This is a genomic window from Corallococcus sp. AB018 (assembly GCF_003986945.1).
Lineage (GTDB): Bacteria > Myxococcota > Myxococcia > Myxococcales > Myxococcaceae > Corallococcus > Corallococcus exiguus.
The window spans coordinates 1-19721 of the sequence record NZ_RAWR01000068.1 but is presented as its reverse complement, the minus strand read 5'-3'; the positions used below and the strand labels follow the sequence as shown (position 1 = coordinate 19721).

At 68.6% G+C, this 19721-nt stretch carries 19 protein-coding genes; 13 read left to right on the top strand and 6 right to left on the bottom strand.

Features of this window, described 5'->3' with window-relative positions:
* Nucleotides 1-2: 2 nt before the first annotated feature.
* Nucleotides 3-1568, bottom strand: coding sequence for an LVIVD repeat-containing protein (locus D7Y11_RS16350; RefSeq protein ID WP_120575483.1), 1566 nt, complete (start codon nt 1566-1568; stop codon nt 3-5).
* Between the two features lie 117 nt (nt 1569-1685).
* Between D7Y11_RS16350 and D7Y11_RS16345 the strand changes: the two genes are divergently transcribed.
* The 5 genes from D7Y11_RS16345 (at nt 1686) to D7Y11_RS16325 (ending at nt 6787) form a co-directional block, all read left to right on the top strand.
* The gene (locus D7Y11_RS16345; RefSeq protein WP_126934160.1) at nt 1686-2444 is read left to right on the top strand and encodes a hypothetical protein; all 759 of its coding nucleotides are present in this window, start codon (nt 1686-1688) and stop codon (nt 2442-2444) included.
* Nucleotides 2445-2471: 27 nt separating this feature from the next.
* Nucleotides 2472-3566, top strand: coding sequence for an AAA family ATPase (locus tag D7Y11_RS16340; protein ID WP_120575477.1), 1095 nt, complete (start codon nt 2472-2474; stop codon nt 3564-3566).
* Nucleotides 3563-4459, top strand: coding sequence for a tRNA pseudouridine(55) synthase TruB (gene truB / locus D7Y11_RS16335; RefSeq protein ID WP_126934159.1), 897 nt, complete (start codon nt 3563-3565; stop codon nt 4457-4459). Before D7Y11_RS16340 ends, truB begins: the two co-directional genes overlap by 4 nt.
* A 12-nt stretch (nt 4460-4471) precedes the next feature.
* Entirely contained in the window at nt 4472-5068 is a 597-nt protein-coding gene (locus D7Y11_RS16330; protein ID WP_120575475.1) for a GNAT family N-acetyltransferase, read from the top strand.
* 207 nt (nt 5069-5275) lie between these two features.
* On the top strand, nt 5276-6787 hold the full coding sequence (locus tag D7Y11_RS16325; protein WP_126934158.1) for a hypothetical protein: 1512 nt from the start codon (nt 5276-5278) through the stop codon (nt 6785-6787).
* Between the two features lie 104 nt (nt 6788-6891).
* Here the strand turns inward: D7Y11_RS16325 and tkt are convergent, their stop codons facing one another.
* The 3 genes from tkt to D7Y11_RS16310 all read right to left on the bottom strand — a co-directional run bounded on the left by tkt (nt 6892) and on the right by D7Y11_RS16310 (nt 11151).
* Nucleotides 6892-8949 carry a transketolase gene (tkt, locus tag D7Y11_RS16320; RefSeq protein WP_126934157.1) on the bottom strand — a complete coding sequence of 686 codons (2058 nt, stop codon included), beginning with the start codon at nt 8947-8949 and terminating at the stop codon, nt 6892-6894.
* A 127-nt stretch (nt 8950-9076) separates the two neighbouring features.
* Entirely contained in the window at nt 9077-10282 is a 1206-nt protein-coding gene (locus tag D7Y11_RS16315) for a VWA domain-containing protein (protein ID WP_126934156.1), read from the bottom strand.
* 20 nt (nt 10283-10302) lie between these two features.
* Nucleotides 10303-11151: a MoxR family ATPase gene (locus D7Y11_RS16310; RefSeq protein ID WP_126934155.1), complete on the bottom strand. Its 849-nt coding sequence runs from the start codon at nt 11149-11151 to the stop codon at nt 10303-10305.
* A 72-nt stretch (nt 11152-11223) separates the two neighbouring features.
* Here D7Y11_RS16310 and D7Y11_RS43315 point away from each other — a divergent pair, with 72 nt between their 5' ends.
* The 6 genes from D7Y11_RS43315 (at nt 11224) to D7Y11_RS16275 (ending at nt 16948) form a co-directional block, all read left to right on the top strand.
* On the top strand, nt 11224-11913 hold the full coding sequence (locus tag D7Y11_RS43315; RefSeq protein WP_158641954.1) for a vegetative protein: 690 nt from the start codon (nt 11224-11226) through the stop codon (nt 11911-11913).
* A 131-nt stretch (nt 11914-12044) separates the two neighbouring features.
* Entirely contained in the window at nt 12045-12569 is a 525-nt protein-coding gene (locus D7Y11_RS16295; protein ID WP_126934152.1) for a hypothetical protein, read from the top strand.
* 506 nt (nt 12570-13075) lie between these two features.
* Complete coding sequence (locus tag D7Y11_RS16290; RefSeq protein WP_120575466.1) at nt 13076-14185, top strand: 3-oxoacyl-ACP synthase III family protein; 1110 nt, start codon at nt 13076-13078, stop codon at nt 14183-14185.
* 45 nt (nt 14186-14230) lie between these two features.
* Nucleotides 14231-14848 (top strand): DUF2378 family protein, encoded by a 618-nt coding sequence (locus tag D7Y11_RS16285; RefSeq protein WP_121752771.1) that lies wholly within the window; start codon nt 14231-14233, stop codon nt 14846-14848.
* A gap of 54 nt (nt 14849-14902) precedes the next feature.
* Entirely contained in the window at nt 14903-15418 is a 516-nt protein-coding gene (locus D7Y11_RS16280) for a hypothetical protein (RefSeq protein ID WP_126934151.1), read from the top strand.
* 87 nt (nt 15419-15505) lie between these two features.
* A complete protein-coding gene (locus D7Y11_RS16275; RefSeq protein WP_126934150.1) occupies nt 15506-16948 on the top strand; it encodes a hypothetical protein in 1443 nt (480 codons plus the stop codon).
* 1 nt (nt 16949) lies between these two features.
* Here the strand turns inward: D7Y11_RS16275 and D7Y11_RS16270 are convergent, their stop codons facing one another.
* Nucleotides 16950-17432 carry a nuclear transport factor 2 family protein gene (locus D7Y11_RS16270; RefSeq protein WP_120599893.1) on the bottom strand — a complete coding sequence of 161 codons (483 nt, stop codon included), beginning with the start codon at nt 17430-17432 and terminating at the stop codon, nt 16950-16952.
* Nucleotides 17433-17491: 59 nt separating this feature from the next.
* On the opposite strand from D7Y11_RS16270, the gene def reads away from it, so the two are divergent.
* Together def and D7Y11_RS16260 are read left to right on the top strand one after the other, a co-directional pair.
* The gene (gene def, locus D7Y11_RS16265; protein ID WP_121752769.1) at nt 17492-18031 is read left to right on the top strand and encodes a peptide deformylase; all 540 of its coding nucleotides are present in this window, start codon (nt 17492-17494) and stop codon (nt 18029-18031) included.
* Between the two features lie 3 nt (nt 18032-18034).
* A complete protein-coding gene (locus tag D7Y11_RS16260) occupies nt 18035-18739 on the top strand; it encodes a sterol desaturase family protein (protein ID WP_121752768.1) in 705 nt (234 codons plus the stop codon).
* 431 nt (nt 18740-19170) lie between these two features.
* On the opposite strand, the gene D7Y11_RS44310 is transcribed toward D7Y11_RS16260, so the two are convergent.
* Nucleotides 19171-19721 (bottom strand): hypothetical protein (locus D7Y11_RS44310; RefSeq protein ID WP_233607303.1); only part of this gene is annotated, 551 nt, incomplete at its 5' end.

Here is a 19721-nt window from a genome sequence, read left to right as displayed (position 1 = left end):
CGTCACGGCTCCGCCAGCACCAGCAGTCCGCGCGACAGGTCCACGACGTACACGTGCCCGTCGCCCGGCACGCGCATGCCGATGGCCCCCTGGTAGAGGCTGTCGGTGCTGCGCGGGTGTGCCTCCTGGAAGGAGTCGAAGGCGGCCACCTCCTTCGGGTGCTCGGGGTCGGCCACGTCGAAGACGCGCACGCCCTCGTGGTACCAGGCCACGTAGAGCCGCGTGCCCACCAGCACCATGTTGTGGATGGACGTCTGCGGGCGCTTGCGCACCTCCGCGATGAGGCGGATTTTCGCCGGGTCGGTGACGTCCAGCACGCGCAGGTGCGCGCCAGGGCGCTCGCCACCCTCGAAGGCGATGGTGCGCCCGTTGATGGTGCCCACCGCGTTCGCGTGGCTGTACTGGCCGGAGAAGGCATACATGCCCAGCACGGGCGTCACGTCCGTGCGGGTGACATCCACGACGACGTAGCCCGTGGTCGAGTGGTTGATGTAGAGCCGCCCCTTGTAGGCGAACGCGTCGTGCGGGTAGGCGCCTGGCTCGTGGGGCACGGTGATGCGGCTGACCAGAGAGGGCTCCAGCGGCCGGAACACGTCGAACACGAACGTCGTGCCGCTGGGGGACGGGGACATGGCGTACAGCCGGTCGCCGTCCACGAACACGGTGTGCACGTTGATGGCGCCGCCGGGCAGCGCGCGCACGTACCGGGGATCCGCGGGGTTCGTGATGTCGTAGATGATGACGCCGGAGTCGCCGCTGGCGACGTAGAGCGCGTCTCCCTTGGCCCAGACGCCGTTCCAGTAGTTGTCGTTGGGCAGGCTCAGGCGGGTGACGAGGACGGGGTGGGCCGGGTCGCTCACGTTGATGACGCTCAGGCCGCCGGGCTCCTCCTTGCCGCGCGGCAGGGACACCACGTAGGCGTGGCCCTTCGTGACGTAGACGTCCACGGGGTCGCCCACCGGAACGGCGGTCTCGGAGACGAGGCGCATGGGCTGGGCGCCGGTGTCCGCTTCATGGGCCAGGTTCATCCGCCGGGCGTCGAAGGTGCCGGAGTAATCCGGTACGCCATCGGTGCAGCGCACGAAGCAGCCGGTGATGCGGCCGGGCTCCGGAACGCGGCAGCCCGCGAGCGCGTACCGCTGCTGCTTGTTGGCGGAGGTGATGTACTCGCCGGTGACGAAGAACCCCTCGGGGCCCACCTGGTTTCGCACCAGGGGCTTGCCCAGGAAGCTGGGGGTGGTGTCCAGGCGGAAGCCCGTGCCGAACGCGCTCACGGAGGTGTAGCGGAAGACGGCCTGGTAGACGCCGGAAGGCTCCACGGCGCGCACCGCGTCCAGGTCACAGCCCGTGAGGGGGAAGCTGGCCGGGTCGGTGCAGTTCGCGCGAGGGGACGCGTAGCTCGAGTCCATGCAGGGCTCGTTGGGGACCACGTCGATGTAGTCGGTGAGCTCGACGAGCGGCTTCGGATCCGAAGGTCCCGGTCCGGGAGGGTTGGAGTCGCTACAGCCGGACAGGGACAGGGCGCAGGCGAAGAGGCCCGTGCCCAGGAGGCGAATGGAGGACGTCATGGGATGGAGGCTCCTGCGCGGGGCTTCGCGGTCCACGGCCGACGCGAAGTCGCGGAGAGTCTATCCCACGGCCCGAAGCGGATGCGCGAGCCCTCCCTGAGGAGCTAGAAGCCCGTCATGCACCCACGTCGCCCGGACATCGAAGCCGCGCTCACCGACCTGCGCAACCGCTTGCCCGGGGGAAAGATTGTCGACCACTGGGGCGGCGAGCCTCACTGGCCCACGCCCGAGCAGCAGCGCCTGCGGGACAAATGGTTGGACAGCATGGCGGAGGCGCTGGAGACGGCGCTGACGCGGCAGGCCTTCGAGCCCATCACCATCTTCGAAGCGCGGAGCCCCCCGGACTGGGAGTTCATCGTCGCGCACGCGCTGGCGCGTCACGGCGGGCGGGTGGCTTCCTTTCCAGCCTTCTCGGAGACCCGGCAGCGCGATGGGGACACGTTCATCACGCTCGGTACGGCCTCCGACGAAATGGTCATCTACCAGGGCCCCCTGGAGCTCCACGGCCACGTCCACCTATCGGGGACCGTCGTCGTGCTGGGAGACCTCATCATCCATGGCGCCCTGATGGATGGCGACCCGGCGGACTCAGGGCTCGTGGTGATTGGCAACGAGCGCGTGCGCGCGCTGTACACCAGCTCGGATCACCTCATGGTCGGAGACCTCGAAACGGACCTGCTGATGCTGTCCGGCGGGGAAGGTTCGTGGGTCGTGGGTGGCGAGGTCCGTGCCTCCTTGCAACTGGAGGAGGCCAGGGCCAGTGAGGAGGCGCGGCGCTGGCTGGAGCCCGTGCCGTCCGACGAAATCATCGAGGACGGCTGGACGCTGTGCCGGGAGGTGGGCAGCGGCCGGACGAAGGTGCGGCCCCCTCCGTAGGAGGCCGGATAGGCTCGCGCGCACGTCATGGCCCTCACGCGTCTGGACATCGCAGGCTACCGCTCCGTGCGTCAGCTCCACCTGGAGCTGGGGCCGGTGACCGTGGTGGTGGGCCCCAACGGCAGCGGCAAGACGAACCTGTACCGCGCGCTGTACCTGCTCGCGGCGGCGGCGGAAGGCCGGCTCGCGCGCACGCTGGCGGACGAGGGCGGCACCTCGAGCGTGATGTGGGCCGGCCCCCGTGACCCCAAGAAGCCGGCGCGCATGCGCGTGACGGTGGACCTGGACGACCTCACCTACGAATTGCAGTGCGGCGTGGTGCCCACGTCGCCACCCCAGACGATGTTCACCCTGGATCCGGAGGTGAAGGAGGAGCACCTCTGGGCGCACTCCGGAGGCCGGCATCTGGTGTTGATGGAGCGCAAGGACCGCACGGCCTTCCTTCGCGACGCGGACGGGAAGCGCGTCACGTTCCCCGCGGAGCTGTGGGGCTCGGAGTCGGTGATGGATCAGCTCGCCGAACCGCACCGTTTCCCCAGACTGGGCGAAGTCCAACGCACGTTGAGCGCGTGGCGCTTCTACCACCACTTCCGCACGGACCCGGACGCGCTGCCCCGGCACCCGCAGGTGGGCGTGCGCACGCCGGTGCTCGCGTCGGACGGGCGCGACCTCGCGGCGGCGCTCCAGACCCTCTGGGAGATTGGCGATGACCGCGCCCTGGAGCAGGGCATCGACGACGCCTTCCCCGGCTCCAGGCTGGAGGTGCGAGCGGAGGACGGACGCTTCAGCCTCTTCCTGCACATGCCCGGCCTGTCGAGGCCCATGTCCGCGCCGGAACTGTCGGACGGGACGCTGCGCTACCTGTGTCTGCTGGCGGCGCTGCTCAGTCCCAGACCGCCGCCGTTCCTCGCGTTGAACGAACCGGAGACCAGCCTGCACCCGGACCTGCTGGAGCCCCTGGGCCGGCTCATCGTGCGAGCCTCCGAGTACAGCCAGGTCTGGGTGACGACGCACGCGGAAGCCCTGGCGACCGTCATCGCGGACAAGACCGGCACCTCGCCCGTGCACCTGGAGAAGCAGCAGGGCGCGACGACGGTGAAGCGGAACGGAAACGACGAATGACCCCCGGCCTCTACCTCACGCACAAGCCCGTGGGCGCCACCAGCTTCGCCACCGTCCGTGCCTTCCAGGAGGAAGCGCAGACGACGAGGCCCGGCCGCCGCACGGCGCTGTGCCACGGCGGCACGTTGGATCCGTTCGCGGAAGGGCTGCTGCTGATGCTGGTGGGCCCGGCCACGCACCTCTTCGAACACCTGCACGCGGCGCCCAAGGTCTACGAGGCCCGCGTGGAGTGGGGCACGGAGATGGACACCGGAGACCTGCACGGCCGCCCCGTGCACCAGGGGGACGCGACCGCGCTCACCCCCGAGCAACTCGAAGCAGCACTGCGCCCGTTCCTCGGCTGGACGGATCAAATCCCGCCCGCCACCAGCGCGAAGAAGCTCGGAGGTGAGCCCGCCTACCGCAAGGCCCACCGGGGCGAAGTCGTGGAGCTGCCTCCCTCGCGCGTGTACCTGCACACCGCGCGCTGGCTTTCGCACGACCTGCCCAAGGCCAGCACGTTGGAACTCACCTGCCGTGGCGGCTACTACGTCCGCTCCCTGGCCCGAGACCTGGGACGCGCACTCGGCTGCGGCGCGCACCTCTCCACGCTGAAGCGCACGGCCATCGGCCCCTGGAAGGACCCGGGCCCCGGCGCGCGCATCGAACGGCACGGCCGCGACCTGCTCCCCTGGACGCCCTCGCGAGCACTCACGGACCAGGACGTGGGAGCCCTGCGCCAGGGCCAGTCCATCGCCACCACACCACTCCAGCCCCCGGACTGGCTCCTGCCACCGGGTTACCCGGAGCCCACGGGCCCGGTGCGCGGCTTCCACCAGGGGAAGTTGACCTTCCTGCTCACCCCGAGGGACGGAGCCCTCTGGCCCGAGACAGAGCTGCGCGGCGGCGTCTAGAACGGGCGCCCCATGGCGCCACCCGACCTGAAGACCGTGGAGCTCACCCCGGAGCTCTGGCCCGACCTCGAGAAGCTCTTCGGCCCCAACGGCGCCTGTGGCGGCTGCTGGTGCATGTACTGGCGCATCCCGGAGGGCGAGCGCTACGACGACGTGCGAGGCCCTGAAGCAAAGCGCCGCTTCAAGGCCCTGGTCGCGAGCGGAGAGGCGAAGGGCATCCTCGCCTACGCGGACGGAGTACCGGTGGGTTGGGCCGCCTTCGGTCCGCGCCGTTCCTTCTCGCGCCTGGACCGCGCCCCCAGCTTCACGTGCGACGACGCGGACACCGTCACCTCCGTGCCCTGCTTCTTCATCCACCGGAACTGGCGCAACCAGGGCGTGGCCACCGCGCTGCTCGCCGCCGTGGAGGCCGCGGTGCGTCGCGAGGGCCCCGCCACCCTCGAAGGCTATCCGGTGAAACCACCCAAGGGCTCAGCGCGTATCAGCAACGGAATGGCCTACACGGGCACGCTCCCGTTCTTCCTCAAGCGGGGCTACGTCCACGTCGCGGACCGTCCCGCCGGCAAGCAGCGCGTGCGCAAGGCGCTCAAGCCCTCGCGCCGGAAGTGATGCCTTTCGTCACCACCCCGGGGCGGGGGGGATGGTGACAGTCATCACCGCTGGTGACTGTTGTCACCACCCCGGCTCTCGCGTCATCGCAGCGTAACCCCATGGAATCCTTCAGGGTGTGCTGGCCCGGGGAGCTGGCACGACGCGCGCAATAGGTCCCGGCATGACTGCTTCCGCAACGGAAGCCGCTCCCACCGGAGATCAAAAATGACCATCGCCAAGTCCGCTTCCACCGCCGTCGCCACCTCCCTCAACGGCAAGCCGGCCCTCGGCAACAAGGAGCTCGCGGTCCTGCGTGGCAGCTCGTCCCCGGCGAAGCAGGCGGCGGAGATGAAGGCCACCCTCAACAACATGAAGTCGCAGATGGCGGGCCTGAAGTCGCAGCTCCACGACCTCCAGTCCCGCCACGCGCACCTCGGTGACCGCTTCTCCGCGCAGGGCCACGGCTGCGTGGGCCCGCGTGACAACTGGCAGCCCAAGGACCTGGGCGCCATGGTGGAGATGAACAAGCTGAACAAGACCTCTGGCTCCATCGGCGCGGAGCAGTTCGCGGACAGCATCGAGGCCGCGGTCGGTGACCTGGACGGCCAGGCCGCCTCCGGTGAGTACCGCGCCGTCGCGGACTGGGCCGCCAACAACCGCGAGCGCCTCACCCCGGAAGCCCGCCAGGTGATGGACATCTACAGCAAGTATGCGGCGGTCTCCCAGGCGCGCGGCGAGTCCGGCATCCCCCAGGGCGACTTCAAGAAGATGCTCGCGGAGATGCGCGACGTGGGTGACGCCAGCGCGAAGAAGGCGCTCGCCAACCTGGACAGCAAGAGCCACGGCGGCACGGTGTCCGGCCAGGACATGGCCCGCGCCATCAAGACGGGCACCGCGGACCACGACGGCCAGGCCGGCGGCGCGGAGCTGAAGGAGTTCGAGAAGTGGGCCTCCAAGAACGAGAGCCGCCTGTCCCCGGAGGCCAAGGAGGTCCTGGACGTCTACCGCAAGCACACCCAGGCGGCGCAGGCCCAGGGCCGCACCGGTCTCACCGACAAGGAGACCGCCGCCATGAACAAGGAGCTGAGCAAGGTGGGCGCCGGTGACGTGAGCGCCCGCAAGGCCACGGAGGCGCTCGACAAGCAGAGCGGCCCCATCTCCGGCGAGGACCTCACCAAGGCCATCAAGGACGGCATCTCCGACACGGACGGCCACTCCTCCACCTCCGAGCTGAAGGAGTTCGAGAAGTGGGCCGCCAAGAACGAGAGCCGCCTCACGCCCGAGGCCAAGGAGGTCCTGAAGACCTACCAGCAGGCCGCGAAGAAGGCCGGCCCGGAGGGCATGACGCAGAAGGAGGCGGACGCCATGTTCAAGAAGATGGATGGCTTCAAGACCTTCCACGACAGCTCCATGCGCGACGCGCTGGAGGGCCTGGACGCCAAGAAGGGCAAGATCTCCGGCAACGACCTGACCGCCGCCATCGAGAAGGGCGCGGGCGACCTGGACGGCAACGCGGCCGGCACCGAGTTCACCGACACGATGAAGTGGGCGCGCCAGAACTACGACCGCCTCACGCCGGAGGCGAAGAAGGTGGTGGACACCTACGAGAAGTACGCCACCCGCTCGCAGGCCCAGGGCTCCACGGGCATCGACCAGAAGGACTTCAAGAAGATGATCAACGAGATGAAGTTCGTCAGCAACCCGCGCCCCACGCGCCCCGTGTTCTACGCGGCCTGATGTGAAGCCGGGGGGAGCGAAGTCGAAGTAGGGGGGATTGGAAGTCAGAGGGGTCCCGGACCTTCGGGGGAGGGTCCGGGGCCCTTCTTTTTTCTACAGGCGCGTCAGTGCTTCTTCGCCTTGGCGATGGTGGCGTGCGCTTCCTTCACCACGTTCTCCACGGTGAAGCCGAACTTCTGCTGCAGCGCCTTGATGGGGGCGGAAGCGCCGAAGCTGCGCATGCCGATGATGCTGCCGGTGTGTCCCGTCCAGCGCTCCCAGCCGAACGCCGCGCCCTTCTCCACCGCGACGCGAGCCTTCACGCCCGGGGGCAGCACGCTGTCCTGGTACTCCTGGGGCTGCTGCTCGAACAGCTCCCACGAAGGCATGCTCACCACGCGGGCCTTCACGCCCTCGGCCTTGAGCTTCTCCGCGGCCTCCACCACCAGCGCCACCTCCGTGCCCGTGCCGATGAGGATGACGTCCGGCGAGCCGCCCTCCGCCTCCAGCAGCGTGTACGCGCCCTTGGCCGTGCCGGAAGCGGGAGCGAACTTCGTGCGGTCCAGCGTGGGCACCGGCTGGCGCGACAGCACGAGCACCACCGGGTGGTGCTTCTGCTGCGCGATGTAGCGCCACGCCTCGGCCACCTCGTTGGCGTCGCCGGGGCGCAGCACCACGTTGCCCGGCACCGCGCGCAGGGACATCAGCTGCTCCACCGGCTGGTGCGTGGGGCCGTCCTCGCCCAGGCCAATGGAGTCGTGCGTGAAGATGTGGATGGACGGAATCTCCATCAGGGACGACAGGCGCATGGAGGGGCGCTCGTAGTCACTGAAGATGAGGAACGTGGCGCCGTAGCCGCGCACGTGGCTCAGGTTGAGACCGTTGACGATGGAGCCCATCGCGTGCTCGCGCACGCCGAAGTGGATGTTGCGGCCCGAGTACTCGCCCGGCTTGATGGACGTGGACGCGGAGATGTACGTCTTCGTGGACGGGTTCAGGTCCGCGGAGCCGCCGACGAGCCACGGGTAGTTCTTCGCCAGCGCGTTGAGCACCTTGCCGCCGGACTCACGGGTGGCCATGCCCTTCGCGTCCGCGGGGAACACGGGCAGCTCCTTGTCCCAGCCCTCGGGCAGCTCGCGCTTGAGCAGCGCCTCCAGCTCACGAGCCAGCTCCGGGTGCTGCTTGCGGTAGTCCGCGACGGACTTCTCCCACGTGTCGTGCAGCGCCTTGCCGCGAGCGCCCATGCGCTCCTGGAAGCGCTCGCGCACGCCGTCGGGGACCAGGAACTGCGCGTCCTCGGGCCAGCCGTAGGCCTTCTTGGTGGCCTTGATTTCGTCGGCGCCCAGGGGCTCGCCGTGAGCGCTGGCGGAGCCCTGCTTCTTGGGCGAGCCGAAGCCGATGAACGAGTTGACGATGATGAGCGTGGGCTTGCCGCGCTCGTCCTTGAAGGACTTGTAGGCCTTGGACAGCGCGTCCAGGTCGTTGGCGTCGGTGACCTTGAGCACGCGCCAGCCGTAGCCCTCGAAGCGGCGGCCCACGTCCTCCGTGAAGGCCAGGTCGGTGCTTCCGTCGATGGAGATGTGGTTGCTGTCGTAGATCCAGCACAGGTTGGGCAGCTGGAGGTGGCCCGCGAGCGAAGCGGCCTCGGACGCCACGCCCTCCATCATGTCGCCATCGCCGCAGAGGGCGTAGACGTCATGGGTGAACAGGTCGAAGCCGGGCTTGTTGAAGTGGGCGCCCAGCCACTTGCTGGCGATGGCCATGCCCACGCTGTTGGAGACGCCCGCGCCCAGGGGGCCGGTGGTGGTCTCCACGCCGGTGGTCCAGTGGTACTCCGGGTGGCCGGGCGTGGCGGAGTCCAGCTGGCGGAAGTTGCGGATGTCGTCCAGGGACACGGCCGGCACGTCGGTGACCTTGGCGTCCTTCACGCGCTTCACGCCAGCCAGGTGCAGCAGGCTGTAGAGCAGCATGGACGCGTGGCCATTGGACAGGATGAAGCGGTCGCGGTCCGGCCAGTTGGGCTGGGCCGGGTCGTAACGCAGCTCCTGCTGCCACAGCTGGTAGGCCACGGGAGCCAGCGCCATGGGCGCGCCCGGGTGGCCAGAGTGGGCCTTCTCCACCGCGTCCATGGACAGCGTGCGGATGGTGTTGATTGCCTGGGTATCGATTTTCTCGGTCGTCATGCGGCCTCCCGCGCAGGACTGCGTCGCGGGCGCACCATGCCGTAACTGGAGCCGCCGCGCCGCACCAAACGCGCCCGTCCGTCGGCAGTCACACCGACGGGTGGGCGGGCTCGCACCTTTCCGGGAATTAACGCCGCGCCATCGCCCCCCGGGGCGTCTTCCCCCGGGTGAGGTGGTTCACCGCCTCACCCAGGCCCTCCACGGTGAGAGCGAACATGGGGAACACGTTGGCGATGACCGCGATGCTGCCCGAGCGCCACGACCCACGAGGCTCCGGGTTGAGCCACACGTTGCGCTCGAAGTGCTGCGCCAGTTGCATCAGCCACGTGAGCCCTTCCAGGCCCTCCTGGCGGTACTGGCCATTGGCATCCGTGCGGATGCCCAGCTCATACGGGGCCATGGACGCATCGCCCACCATCACCAGCTTGTGATGCCTTCCCACCTGCGCGGTGAGCTCCGGCACGGTGATGCCGCCCGTCAGCTGCGGCGTGGCGTACAGCTTCCCGTAGACGCAGTTGTGGAAGTAGTAGGTGCGCAGTTCCTTGAAGTGCGTGGCCTGGCTGGCGACGCTGAACAGCCGGCTCACCAGGTGCGCGTACGGGTCCATGGACCCGCCCACGTCCATGCACAACACCACGCGCGTGTTGGGCCGGCGCGGCGGACGCGTGACCACCTCCAGCTCGCCCGCGTTCTTGGCGGTGGCGGCGATGCTCTCGTCCACGTCCAACTCTTCAGCCACACCCTCACGCGCGAAGGCCCGCAGCTTGCGCAGCGCCACCGCCAGCTGCCGCGTGTCCAGCACCAGGTCGTCGCGGTAGCCCGCGTACTTGCGAGCCCCGGCCTGCCACAGCGCCTGCCCCTGCCGCCCGCCCGTGCCGCCAATGCGCACGCCCTGCCGGGCCACGCCGTTGTTGCCAAAGGCAGACGCGCCGCCCGTGCCCACCCAGCGGTTTCCGCCGTCGTGGCGCTCGGTCTGCTCCTTCAGGCGCTGCTCCAGCTGCCGCCGCAGCTCTTCAGGGTCCCACTGCTCCAGGAGCGCGATCTCCTCCGGGCTCAGGTCGGTGCGCTCCTTCGCCTCTTCCAGCCAGGACAACAGCTCCTCGGTGAGCTTCAGCGCGTCGGAAGCGACGCCCTGGAAGTGGGAGAGGAACGCCTGGTCAAAGGCATCCAGCTGCGTCTCCGAGTGCACCAGGAGCGCGCGAGCCACGTGATAGAACCCATCCAGGCTGCTGTCATGCAGCCCGGCCTTCAGCGCCCCGGCGAGGGCGAGCGCCTCCTGCGCGCCCACCTTCACCCCGCGCTTTCGCAGCTCGTAGAAGAACGGCAGGAACATGGCGTGGCTCCCGGGCTGTCTTAAGCGCGCGTCCGCCGGCCGCGTCCGAAGGCTTCCGCCACCGCCACCAGGTCCTGCTCCTTCTTGAGCAGCGCGCCCAGGAACGGCAGCTGCTCCTCCAGCTTCAACTCCACGACGCCGTTGGCCTTGAGCACGGAAATCCAGTCGATGAGCTCGCTCGTGGACGGCCGCTTGCGCAGGCGCGTCATCGCGCGCAGCTCGTAGAAGACCTTCATCGCCTGGTCCGCCAGCGCCGAGTCCAGCCCCGGGTGGTGCACGTCCACGATGCGCTGCATGAGCTCGCGCTCCGGGAAGTCGATGAAGTGGAACACGCACCGGCGCAGGAACGCGTCAGGCAATTCCTTCTCGTTGTTGCTGGTGATGAGCACCACGGGGCGGTTCTTCGCCACGACCTCGTCGTTGGTCTCGGAGATGCGGAAGCGCATCCGGTCCAGCTCGTGGAGCAGGTCGTTGGGGAACTCCAGGTCCGCCTTGTCCACTTCATCGATGAGCAGCACCACGCGCTCCGGAGAAGCGAAGGCCTCGCCCAGCGGCCCCATGCGGATGTATCGCCGGATGTCTCGCACGTCCCCGTCCCCGAAGCGCGAGTCATACAGCCGCTGCACGGTGTCGTAGACATACAAACCGTCCTGCGCGCGCGTGGTGCTCTTCACGTGCCAGGTGAGCAGCTTCAATCCCAGTCCCTGGGCAATCGCTTCCGCCAGCAACGTCTTGCCCGTCCCGGGCTCACCCTTGACCAGCAGGGGGCGCTGGAGCGTGAGGGCGCAGTTGACGGCCGCCTGCAGGCCCTCGCTCGTGAGGTAGGAGTCGGTGCCGCGGAAGCGAACGGGAGTGGGAACCGGAGTCATGGATGGTTCCTTTAACATCCTGGGGAATGTTTCCATCCCTAGACGGGCGGATGGGTGTATATCCTGCCCCACATGGCCCCACTTTCCCTTGAAACCGAACTTCGCGACATGGTCCGCCGCGAGTTGCAACTGCAACTGGCTCCCGTTCAGAAGGCCGTGGCCCGTATGGCCAAGGGGCTGGATGCGTTGGATGCGCTGCGCGCGGTGACCGACCGCCTGGCGCCGCTGTCCAGCCGCCTGGGAGCCGTGGCGGGCGTGCGCACGCCCTCGCTGGCGCCGGAGCCGGTTGCCCGCCGCCGTCCGGGCCGTCCGCCGAAGTCCGCCGCGAAGGCCGCGCCCGTGAAGGCGCCCGCCGCGAAGACGCCGGCCGCGAAGGCCGCGCCCGTGAAGGCGCCCGCCGCGAAGGCCGCGCCCGTGAAGGCGCCCGCCGCGAAGTCCCCGGGCCGTCCGCCGAAGGTCGTCGCCGCGGAAGACAACCAGGCCTGCGCCGTCATCGGTTGCAAGCGCCAGAGCCGCTCCAAGGGCTACTGCTCGGCGCACTACCAGAAGCTGCGCCTGCTCATCCGCACGGGCCGCCGCCCGGACGCGTGGGTGGATGGCGCGAAGCCGCAGTCGGTCCCGGACCTCACGCTGCCGAGGGGTCGCGCGGGCAGCCAGGCGCTGAAGGAAGCGGCGAAGCCGGCCGCGCCCGCGGTGCCGCCCAAGCCCAAGGCGTGGCTGCGCAAGAAGGGCTCCAGCGGCGGCATGGTGTCGCTGACCTGACGGAGGACGTCGTCCGTGCTCCTCCCCGCGTGACGGGTCGCCCCGAGCGGCCCGCCGTGCGTGCCTCGGGAGCGACACGGGTTGCTTCCTTCGATTGACATGCGGGCCGTGGCGGTGTGAATCCCGGCCCCATGAGCGAGCAATATCCAGTCACCGTCGCGGTCCGCCGTCCCGACGGTTCGGTGGAGCAGGTCCGGGTGGGCACGGCGTACAGGAACGACGACGGCTTCACGCTTCAACTGGGCGAGCTGTCCATGAGCGCCACGCCCGTCGCGGCGTCGGCCCCGGCGTATCGCCGTCCCGCGGCCTCGGGCGCCCCGTCTGGTGGCGGCGGCGGCGACGGCATGCTCCTGCCCAACTACGGCCGCAGCAAGGGCGCCCCCGTCTACGGCGCCAGCCTCCAGGACCTGGAGTTCTACGCCAACGGCGCGCGCCGCTCCCTGTCGGACCCCAGCAAGTCGCGCTGGCACGACAAGGAGCGCCAGCTCCTGGCCTCCATCGAGGCGGAGATCGCCCGGCAGCGCGGTGACGGCGGCGGTGGCGAGCCCCCCGCGCGCGGTGGCGGAGGAGGCCGGGGCGGTGGCTACGGCTTCGGCAACCCGCCGGACGACGGCGACATCCCGCCCCCCGGCGACGACGACAACATCCCCTTCTGAGGGGAGCGATCCAATCGGACCCGTCCCGCGCAATATTCGAAGAGAAGTCCGGCGTGTCCGGCGGGAGATCCGATTTTCCGTGCCCTGCGTAGTGCGAGCCGGGCCCGGTGCGACCTGCTGGCAATGGGGGGAGGCGCGGCGGGCTTGTCGTCAGTCCACCGCCCGCCCGGCAGGGGGCGGCGGACCCTTGCCGACGCGAGGGCCATTGACAGTATTGAGCAATGGCAGACACCATGAGTCTCCTCGGTGTCCACTGTCAGTGAATTGACACATCGCGTGTGATTCATTCCACGTCGATAGCTTCACTTCTGAAACATTCCGCATCCTGCGGATTTCACAGGCTTTCGGGGCTGTTCTGTCCTGGCGTGTGCTTCACGAATGACGCGTCCAGAAACAGGAACTCCGTCTTTCCAAGGGCTTAGGAAGTGGCCTGGAACGTGCTCTATGCACGCGTGCCAGGGAATCCATCCCGTCCGGCAAGGCTGTGAAATCGCGAGGCCATGGTAATGACCGAACGGGTGTGTGTGGTGGGCGCGGGTTCGTTCGTCCCAGCACGGACCATCTCCAACGAGCGGATCGCGAAAGCCATCCCCGGTTGGTCGGCCGCCCGCATCGAAGAGAAGATTGGCATCAAGGAGCGCCGCTTCCTCTGGGACTTCGACGACGAGACGGGCCGCGCCATCCCCCCGCCGGACGACGTGCTGGGGCGCTTCTATCCGGCGACCAACACGGACATGTGCGAGGTCTCGCTGCGCCAGGCCCTGTCCCGCGGCGGCGTGGATCCGAAGGAGCTGGACGCGCTCTTCGTGGTGACGTGCACCCCGGACGCGCCGCACTTCAACCACGACGCCATGGCGTTGCACGAGCGGCTGGGCCTGCGCGAGGACGCCTTCGCGCTGGTGGTGGATGACGGCTGCGGCGGCACGCCCTACGTGCTGGACCTGGTGCGCAAGATGATGGACGGCGGCCGCTTCCGCACGGTGGCGGTGGTGGCCTCGGCGTTCACGTCGCCGCTGCTCAACCGGGAGGTCTACACGGACGAGTTGCCGCCCACGCCGGGCCGCCCCAAGGCGCTCAACGCCTACCTGTCCATGTATGTCTTCGGTGACGGCGCGGGCGCGGTGGTGCTGCGCAAGCAGGAGGGTGACGAGGACGGTCCGGGCATCCTCTCCTCGTTCTCCGGCAACGCATACGCGGAGCTGGTGACGCGCCGTGGCGGCGGCATGCTGAAGCTGCCCTACCAGCCGGGCCGCACGCGCCCGTCCGACATGGCCTTCGTGGTGGACGGCTTCAAGGTCGCGCGCAGCTACCCGGAGTACATGCAGAAGTGCCTGGACGCGGTGCTCACCCCCACGCTGCGTGAACAGGTGAAGCGCTACTACTTCCACCAGCCCAACAAGCGGGTGATGGACTCGTTCGTGACCCGGGCGGGTCTGCCCAAGGAGTCGGTGGCCTGCAACGTGGATCGCATTGGCAATACGTCCGCGGCCGGGATGTTGATTCTTCTGGCGGACGACCTGGAGCAGGGTCGTGTTGCACTCGGCAGTGGGGACCTGGTGGTGGTGGCGGCTGTCGGAGCCAACGTCCATTATGGGGCCCAGCTCGTGCGGCTGTAGCGCGCACGCGTGTTCATCTCCTCCCCCCCGGAGATTCCCCCCTCTATGAGTGAGCAGCGCAAGGAAGTCACGGTCCTGGAGCCAGCCATTGCCCAGGATCTCGAGAAGCGTTTGGCCCTGGCGACCCCCGACGACACGGCCCGAGGAATGTTCTTCAACGGCGCGTTGAACGCGGTGCGCATCCTGGGCGGCGATGCCGCGGTGGAGAAGTGCCTGGCGGTGGTGCAGGAGAAGAAGTTCGTCGACTTCTTCAACTACCCCGTGGCGGGCTTCCTGAAGTTGTCCTTCACGGGAGCGCAGTTGATGGGCCCGCAGCTGGGCGGCTTCGACGCGATGTTGCGCAAGATGGGCACGCAGGCGACCACGGACTTCCTGTCGTCGGCGGCGGGCAAGACGCTGCTGCTGCTCGCGGGTGACAGCCCCAGGCGGCTGGTGACGAACCTGCCCACGGGCTACCGCGCGGCGGTGAGCTACGGCGAGCGCAGCGTGGAGTGGTCCAGCGACCGCGCGGGCAAGCTCATGATGAAGCGGGACTTCATGCCGCCCGCGTACCACGAAGGCGTGCTCCAGGGCGTCATCGAGGCGCTCGGTGCCCGAGGCGTCCAGGTGAAGGGCCGGCAGACGGGCCCGGTGGACACGGAGTACGCGCTGTCCTGGCAGTGACCGGAGCACGAACCCAGCGGTCCTCGCTGTCCTCGAAGAAGGATGGGTTTGAACATGACTCAAGGACAGGCGGGGGCCCCGGTGCGGCTGCAGTCCTGCGACGAGTGGGTGTATGCCTTTCGCTCGCAGGAGGACGCCGCGACGCCACCGGATGACGCGGTGTGCGTGGCGGCGCCCTTCACGCCCACCGTGAAGCTGGGCGCGGGCCTGTATGTGCCCGCGGGCGACGGCGGCTACGAAAGAGTGGGCTCGGCCACGGCCTGCTTCCGGCTGACGGACCGGGCCTTCACGCCAGGCACGCAGGTCCCGTTCTACGCACGCTTCCTCCTGCCGGTGGGAGCCTTCACCGCGCAGGGCGAGTGCGTGCTCGTGAGCAACGACCAGCCCCAGGCGGGCGTGGTGCTCGCGGGGGGGGCGCTCAAGCTGGTGGAAGTCCCGCCGGGCTTCGTGGGCGGCGTGATGACGAACCTGAGCGTGTTCAACCCGCTCAAGCTGCCCGGCTTCGCCACGGGCTCGTACTACACGCTCTACACCTTCCGGAAGGAAGGCACGGGCGCCGCCGCGCCCTGAGCCGCACCCCAGGATGAGCAGGAATGTCGGGGATGCCTGGGAGAATACGTCCCTGGGCATCCGACGCCATCACCAGGGGGACGACGCATGGAAAGCAGGTGGAATCCGCTCTACGAATCGCTCGGCTATTGCCCGCCCGCGAGCGGAAGGGCCGTGCCGGCGGGAGCACCGCCGCCGGAGGACACGGACCTGCCCCTCCTCGGCCCGGAGGAGCTGGAGGCGCTGAAGACCGCCTTCCTGCGTGAGCCGGAGGACGTGCTGCGCTGGACGGAGAGTGGCCTGGGCGCGAGGGTCACGGTGGGCGCGTTCGTGGAGGCGCTGCGAGAGCTCGAGCTGCTCTTCACGGACCCCGGCCAGCTCCAGGAGCAGCTGGCCGCGACGGAGCGCCACGCCCGTCAGGGGACGGGAGGTCTGCCCGCGGACTTCACCTTCCCTCTGAGGACGGAGGAGATCCCCATCGACCCCACGCGCACGCGCTTCGAGCCGCAAGCGGACCTGCGAGGCTGGCTGTTGTTCAGCGGCCCCGTGTGGCTGGAGCAGGGCGCGGCGGCGCGGCAGGCCCCATTCCGCTGGCACTTCGGAGCGAAGAGCCGCTTCGTCTACCCATTGCGAGAGCCGGAGCCCGGCCGCCCGGTGGAGGTGGCGCTCTTCGGAGACTTCGGCACGGGCGAATACGCCTCTCGATACATCGCCCGGCAGCTGGTGATGCGCGGCGAGCGCCTGGACTGCGCGGTGCACCTGGGTGGTGTCTTCTACTCGGGCCGCCAGGGCGAATTCGACGCGCACCTGGCGGAGCCGCTGGAGCCACTGCTCGGGACGACGGCGCTGCTGACGTTGAACGCGCCGCCGGAGATGCGCTCGGGAGCGGGGGCCTACTTCCGCTACCTGGACGAGCGGCGGGGCGCGAGCTCCCGTCACCCGCAGGAGGGCAGCTACTTCAGCCTCGCCGCGGAGCGTTTCCAGCTCATCGGTCTGGACACCGCGTGGTTCGAAGCGGGCCGTCACCGCGAGCCCGCGCTGCTGCAATGGCTGGAGCAACGCCTGTCGGAGGGACGCCGGCGGGGAGCGATGAACATCCTGCTGACCCACGCCGCGCCCTACGGCCCGGGCGCGGAGCAGCTCGCCCCGCTGGTGACGGAGGACCTGCGCACCCTGGTCGTGGAGCGCGAGTGGGTGGACCTCTGGTGCTGGGGAGGCGCCCAGGCCGGAGCGCTCTACGACCGCGCCCCGGGCCTCCCCTTCGTCGGCGCGAGCCTGGGCCACGGAGGCTTTCCCTCCGAGCGCAGGGATGCCCCGGCGTACCCGGTGGCACCGGTTCGCTTCTTCGAATCCCGGCCGCGCTTCCCGGAATGGACGGGCGTGCGCCAGGACCGGGGCAACCACGGTCATGCGTCGCTGTGGCTGCACGCGGACGGCAACGCGTCGCTGCGCTACACGGACTGGATGGGCCAGGTGCGCTGCGAGGCGACCCTCTCACGCCAGGGCCCCAAGGGACCGGTGACGCTGAAGGCGCTCGACGTGAGGGAGTGAGTCACGGCCCCTGAATGCCGCGCTCCTTCATGTACTTGCGCAGGCCCGCTGCGCCCTGGGCGCGCACCTTGTTGTGCAAGAGCGGCGTCCACCCGAGCGCCCATCCCACTGGCCCCAGCGCTTGCCGCGACCAGGTCCAGAAGGGGAACCGGTCGGTGTGGCGGATGATCTTCCCGTCAGCGAACTCGAAGGTCGCGTCGATGCGGTTGAGCACCTTCCGGCCCGACTGGCTGAAGGTGTAGGTCGCATCCCAGTGGGCGCTGCCGGTGCGGTCATCGGCCTGGACCTGACTGAAGACGAGTTCCAGGTCCTTGCCGCGCTCCAGCAGCATGCGCCACATGGAGGTGGCCCCCGCGTAGCGCAGGCCCTGGAACACGGCGTCGTTGAACTCCACGTCCGGGTGGTAGCAGGCGGCCATTCCGTCCGCGTCGCGCCGCTGGAAGGCCGAATAGAAGTCGGTGATGAGCTGGGCGTTCGGGTGCATGCCGCCGGTCTAGCGGAACTGCCGAGCAATGGAAGGGGCCGCATGGCAGAGTCCGCCGCATGGCTCGCGACATCGTCATCTGGCCCCACAAGGTTCTCACCACGTCTACCCAGCCCGTCACCGACTTCGGCCCGGCGCTCGAAACGCTCCTCCAGGAGATGGCGGAGGCCATGGCGGAAGCCAAGGGCATCGGCATCGCGGCCAACCAGGTGGGAGTCCCCCTGCGAGTGGCCATCGTCGGCCGCGAGGACGGCACCCAGTTCGAAATCGTGAACCCCCAGATACTCTCGAAGGAGGGGAGCGTGAAGCTGGAGGAGGGCTGCCTCTCCGTGCCGGACGTCTGGGAGAAGTGCTCCCGCGTCGAGCGCGTGAAGGTCCGCTACCAGGACAAGACGGCCCAGTGGCACGAACTGGAGGCGGACGGCCGGCTCGCGCACGTGCTCCAGCACGAAATCGACCACCTGGACGGCCACGTCTTCGTGGACCACCTCTCCAGCCTGAAGCGCACCCTCATCCTGGACCGCATGAAGAAGCTGCAGAAGTCGCTCGCGCGCCGGAAGGAAGAGCCCGCGGACGGCAAGGGAACGAAGCGCTCCTGACGCATGGAACCGCACCCTGTCCCCCGCAAGGTCCTGGCCTTCCGTGAGGAGTACCGGGCCCAGGCCATCGGGCCCGGCTACCGGGGGCAGGTCCACTTCGCCTTCACCAGCCTCGTCTGCCTGGGGGGAATCGCCCTGGCGCTGAGCCAGCTGGAGGCCCCCCGCCTCTGGGAGCTGCTCGGAGTCCCCGCGGTCATCGCGCTCGCGAACGTGGTCGAGTTCCTCGGGCACCGGGGCCCCATGCACCACCGCACCCGGGGCCTGGGCCTGATGTTCGAGCGGCACACCGTCCAGCACCACCGCTTCTTCACCCACGAGGCGATGGCGTACGAGTCCAGCCGGGACTTCAAGATGGTGCTCTTCCCGCCGGTGCTGCTCCTCTTCTTCCTGGGAGCCATCGCCGCCCCGCTAGGCGCCCTCTGCTTCCTGCTGATTTCCCCCAACGCGGGCTGGCTCTTCGCCGCCACGGCGCTCGGCTACTACCTGGCGTACGAGTGGGTGCACTTCACCACCCACCTGCCGAGCAACCACTGGAGCGCCCGGCTGCCCGGCATCTCCTTCCTCCGGCGTCACCACCAGGTGCACCACGATCCCAGCCGGATGGGCCGCCACAACTTCAACATCACCTTTCCCCTCTCGGACGGGCTCTTCGGGACGCGATGGCGCGCCCCGCTGGATGAGGAGCAGGCGGCACGCCGAGGGAAGTGACGGGGAAAGAAGAAAGCCGGAGCCGGGGGTTCACACCTTGGAACGGCGTGCCCATATCCCCGGCGGCTGAGTCGAATGATCAGGCCCGGATCAATCAGGGTTTGACGTCGCCGAACCGAAGCGTTAGAGACTGGACCTCCGCGCAACGGACCGCTGGCCCTCGGGCCTCGGGAAGTCAGCGCGGGGAAGAAAAGGATCGACGAAGGTTGTTGATCCCGAACGCGGCAAAGAGGTAGAAGCCGCGCCCCGCCCGAACCGGACCGAAAGCAGCACCTCGGAACGCAGAGAGCGGACAGCAGCAAACGGTCGCCACCAAAATGGTTGATCGCGGATGCGGTGGTGGTACAAGCCGCGCCCCTCACCTCGAAGCCCGCGCACTGGCGCGGAAGGCACTTCGTGGAGAGAGCAGCACCGACAAGGAAATAGGGCAGTCAACGAGCGAGTTGACAGCGAACGCGGCGAAGAGATAGAAGCCGCGCCCCACCGAAGAAGCAGCAGTCCGGAAAGCAACACGACGGACGCAAAGCGGTGAGGAAAGCTGACAGCAAGCGGTTGACAGGGAAGACGGCGCCGAAGTAGAAGCCGCTCCCCTTCGAAAAGAAACGGCGGAAGTCACTGGACGGCGCCGACGAACTTCGAAGCAGCCCGCAGCCCGCAAAAGCGAAGTTGACGCTGATTGCGAACTGAAATAGAAGCTGCAACCCCGCTGGTTGAAACGAAACCAGCAGCGAGGTAGACGGTAGCAAAAGTCGCGAAGCAGCACAAGCGGCTCGGTCTTTGAAAACCAAATAGCAAGCCCAAGAAGTAATGGATTGCGGAAACCCGCAGTCAATTTTTTGAGGGCGCTTCACCTCGAGAGCAGCGCTGAAAAGCGCAGCGAGAGGGAAGTGCCGACGAATCAGCGAGCCGAGACTCCTTAGCCGGGTCTCGGGGAACGCCGGTTCAAGCAAACCAAGAATACAATTGGAGAGTTTGATCCTGG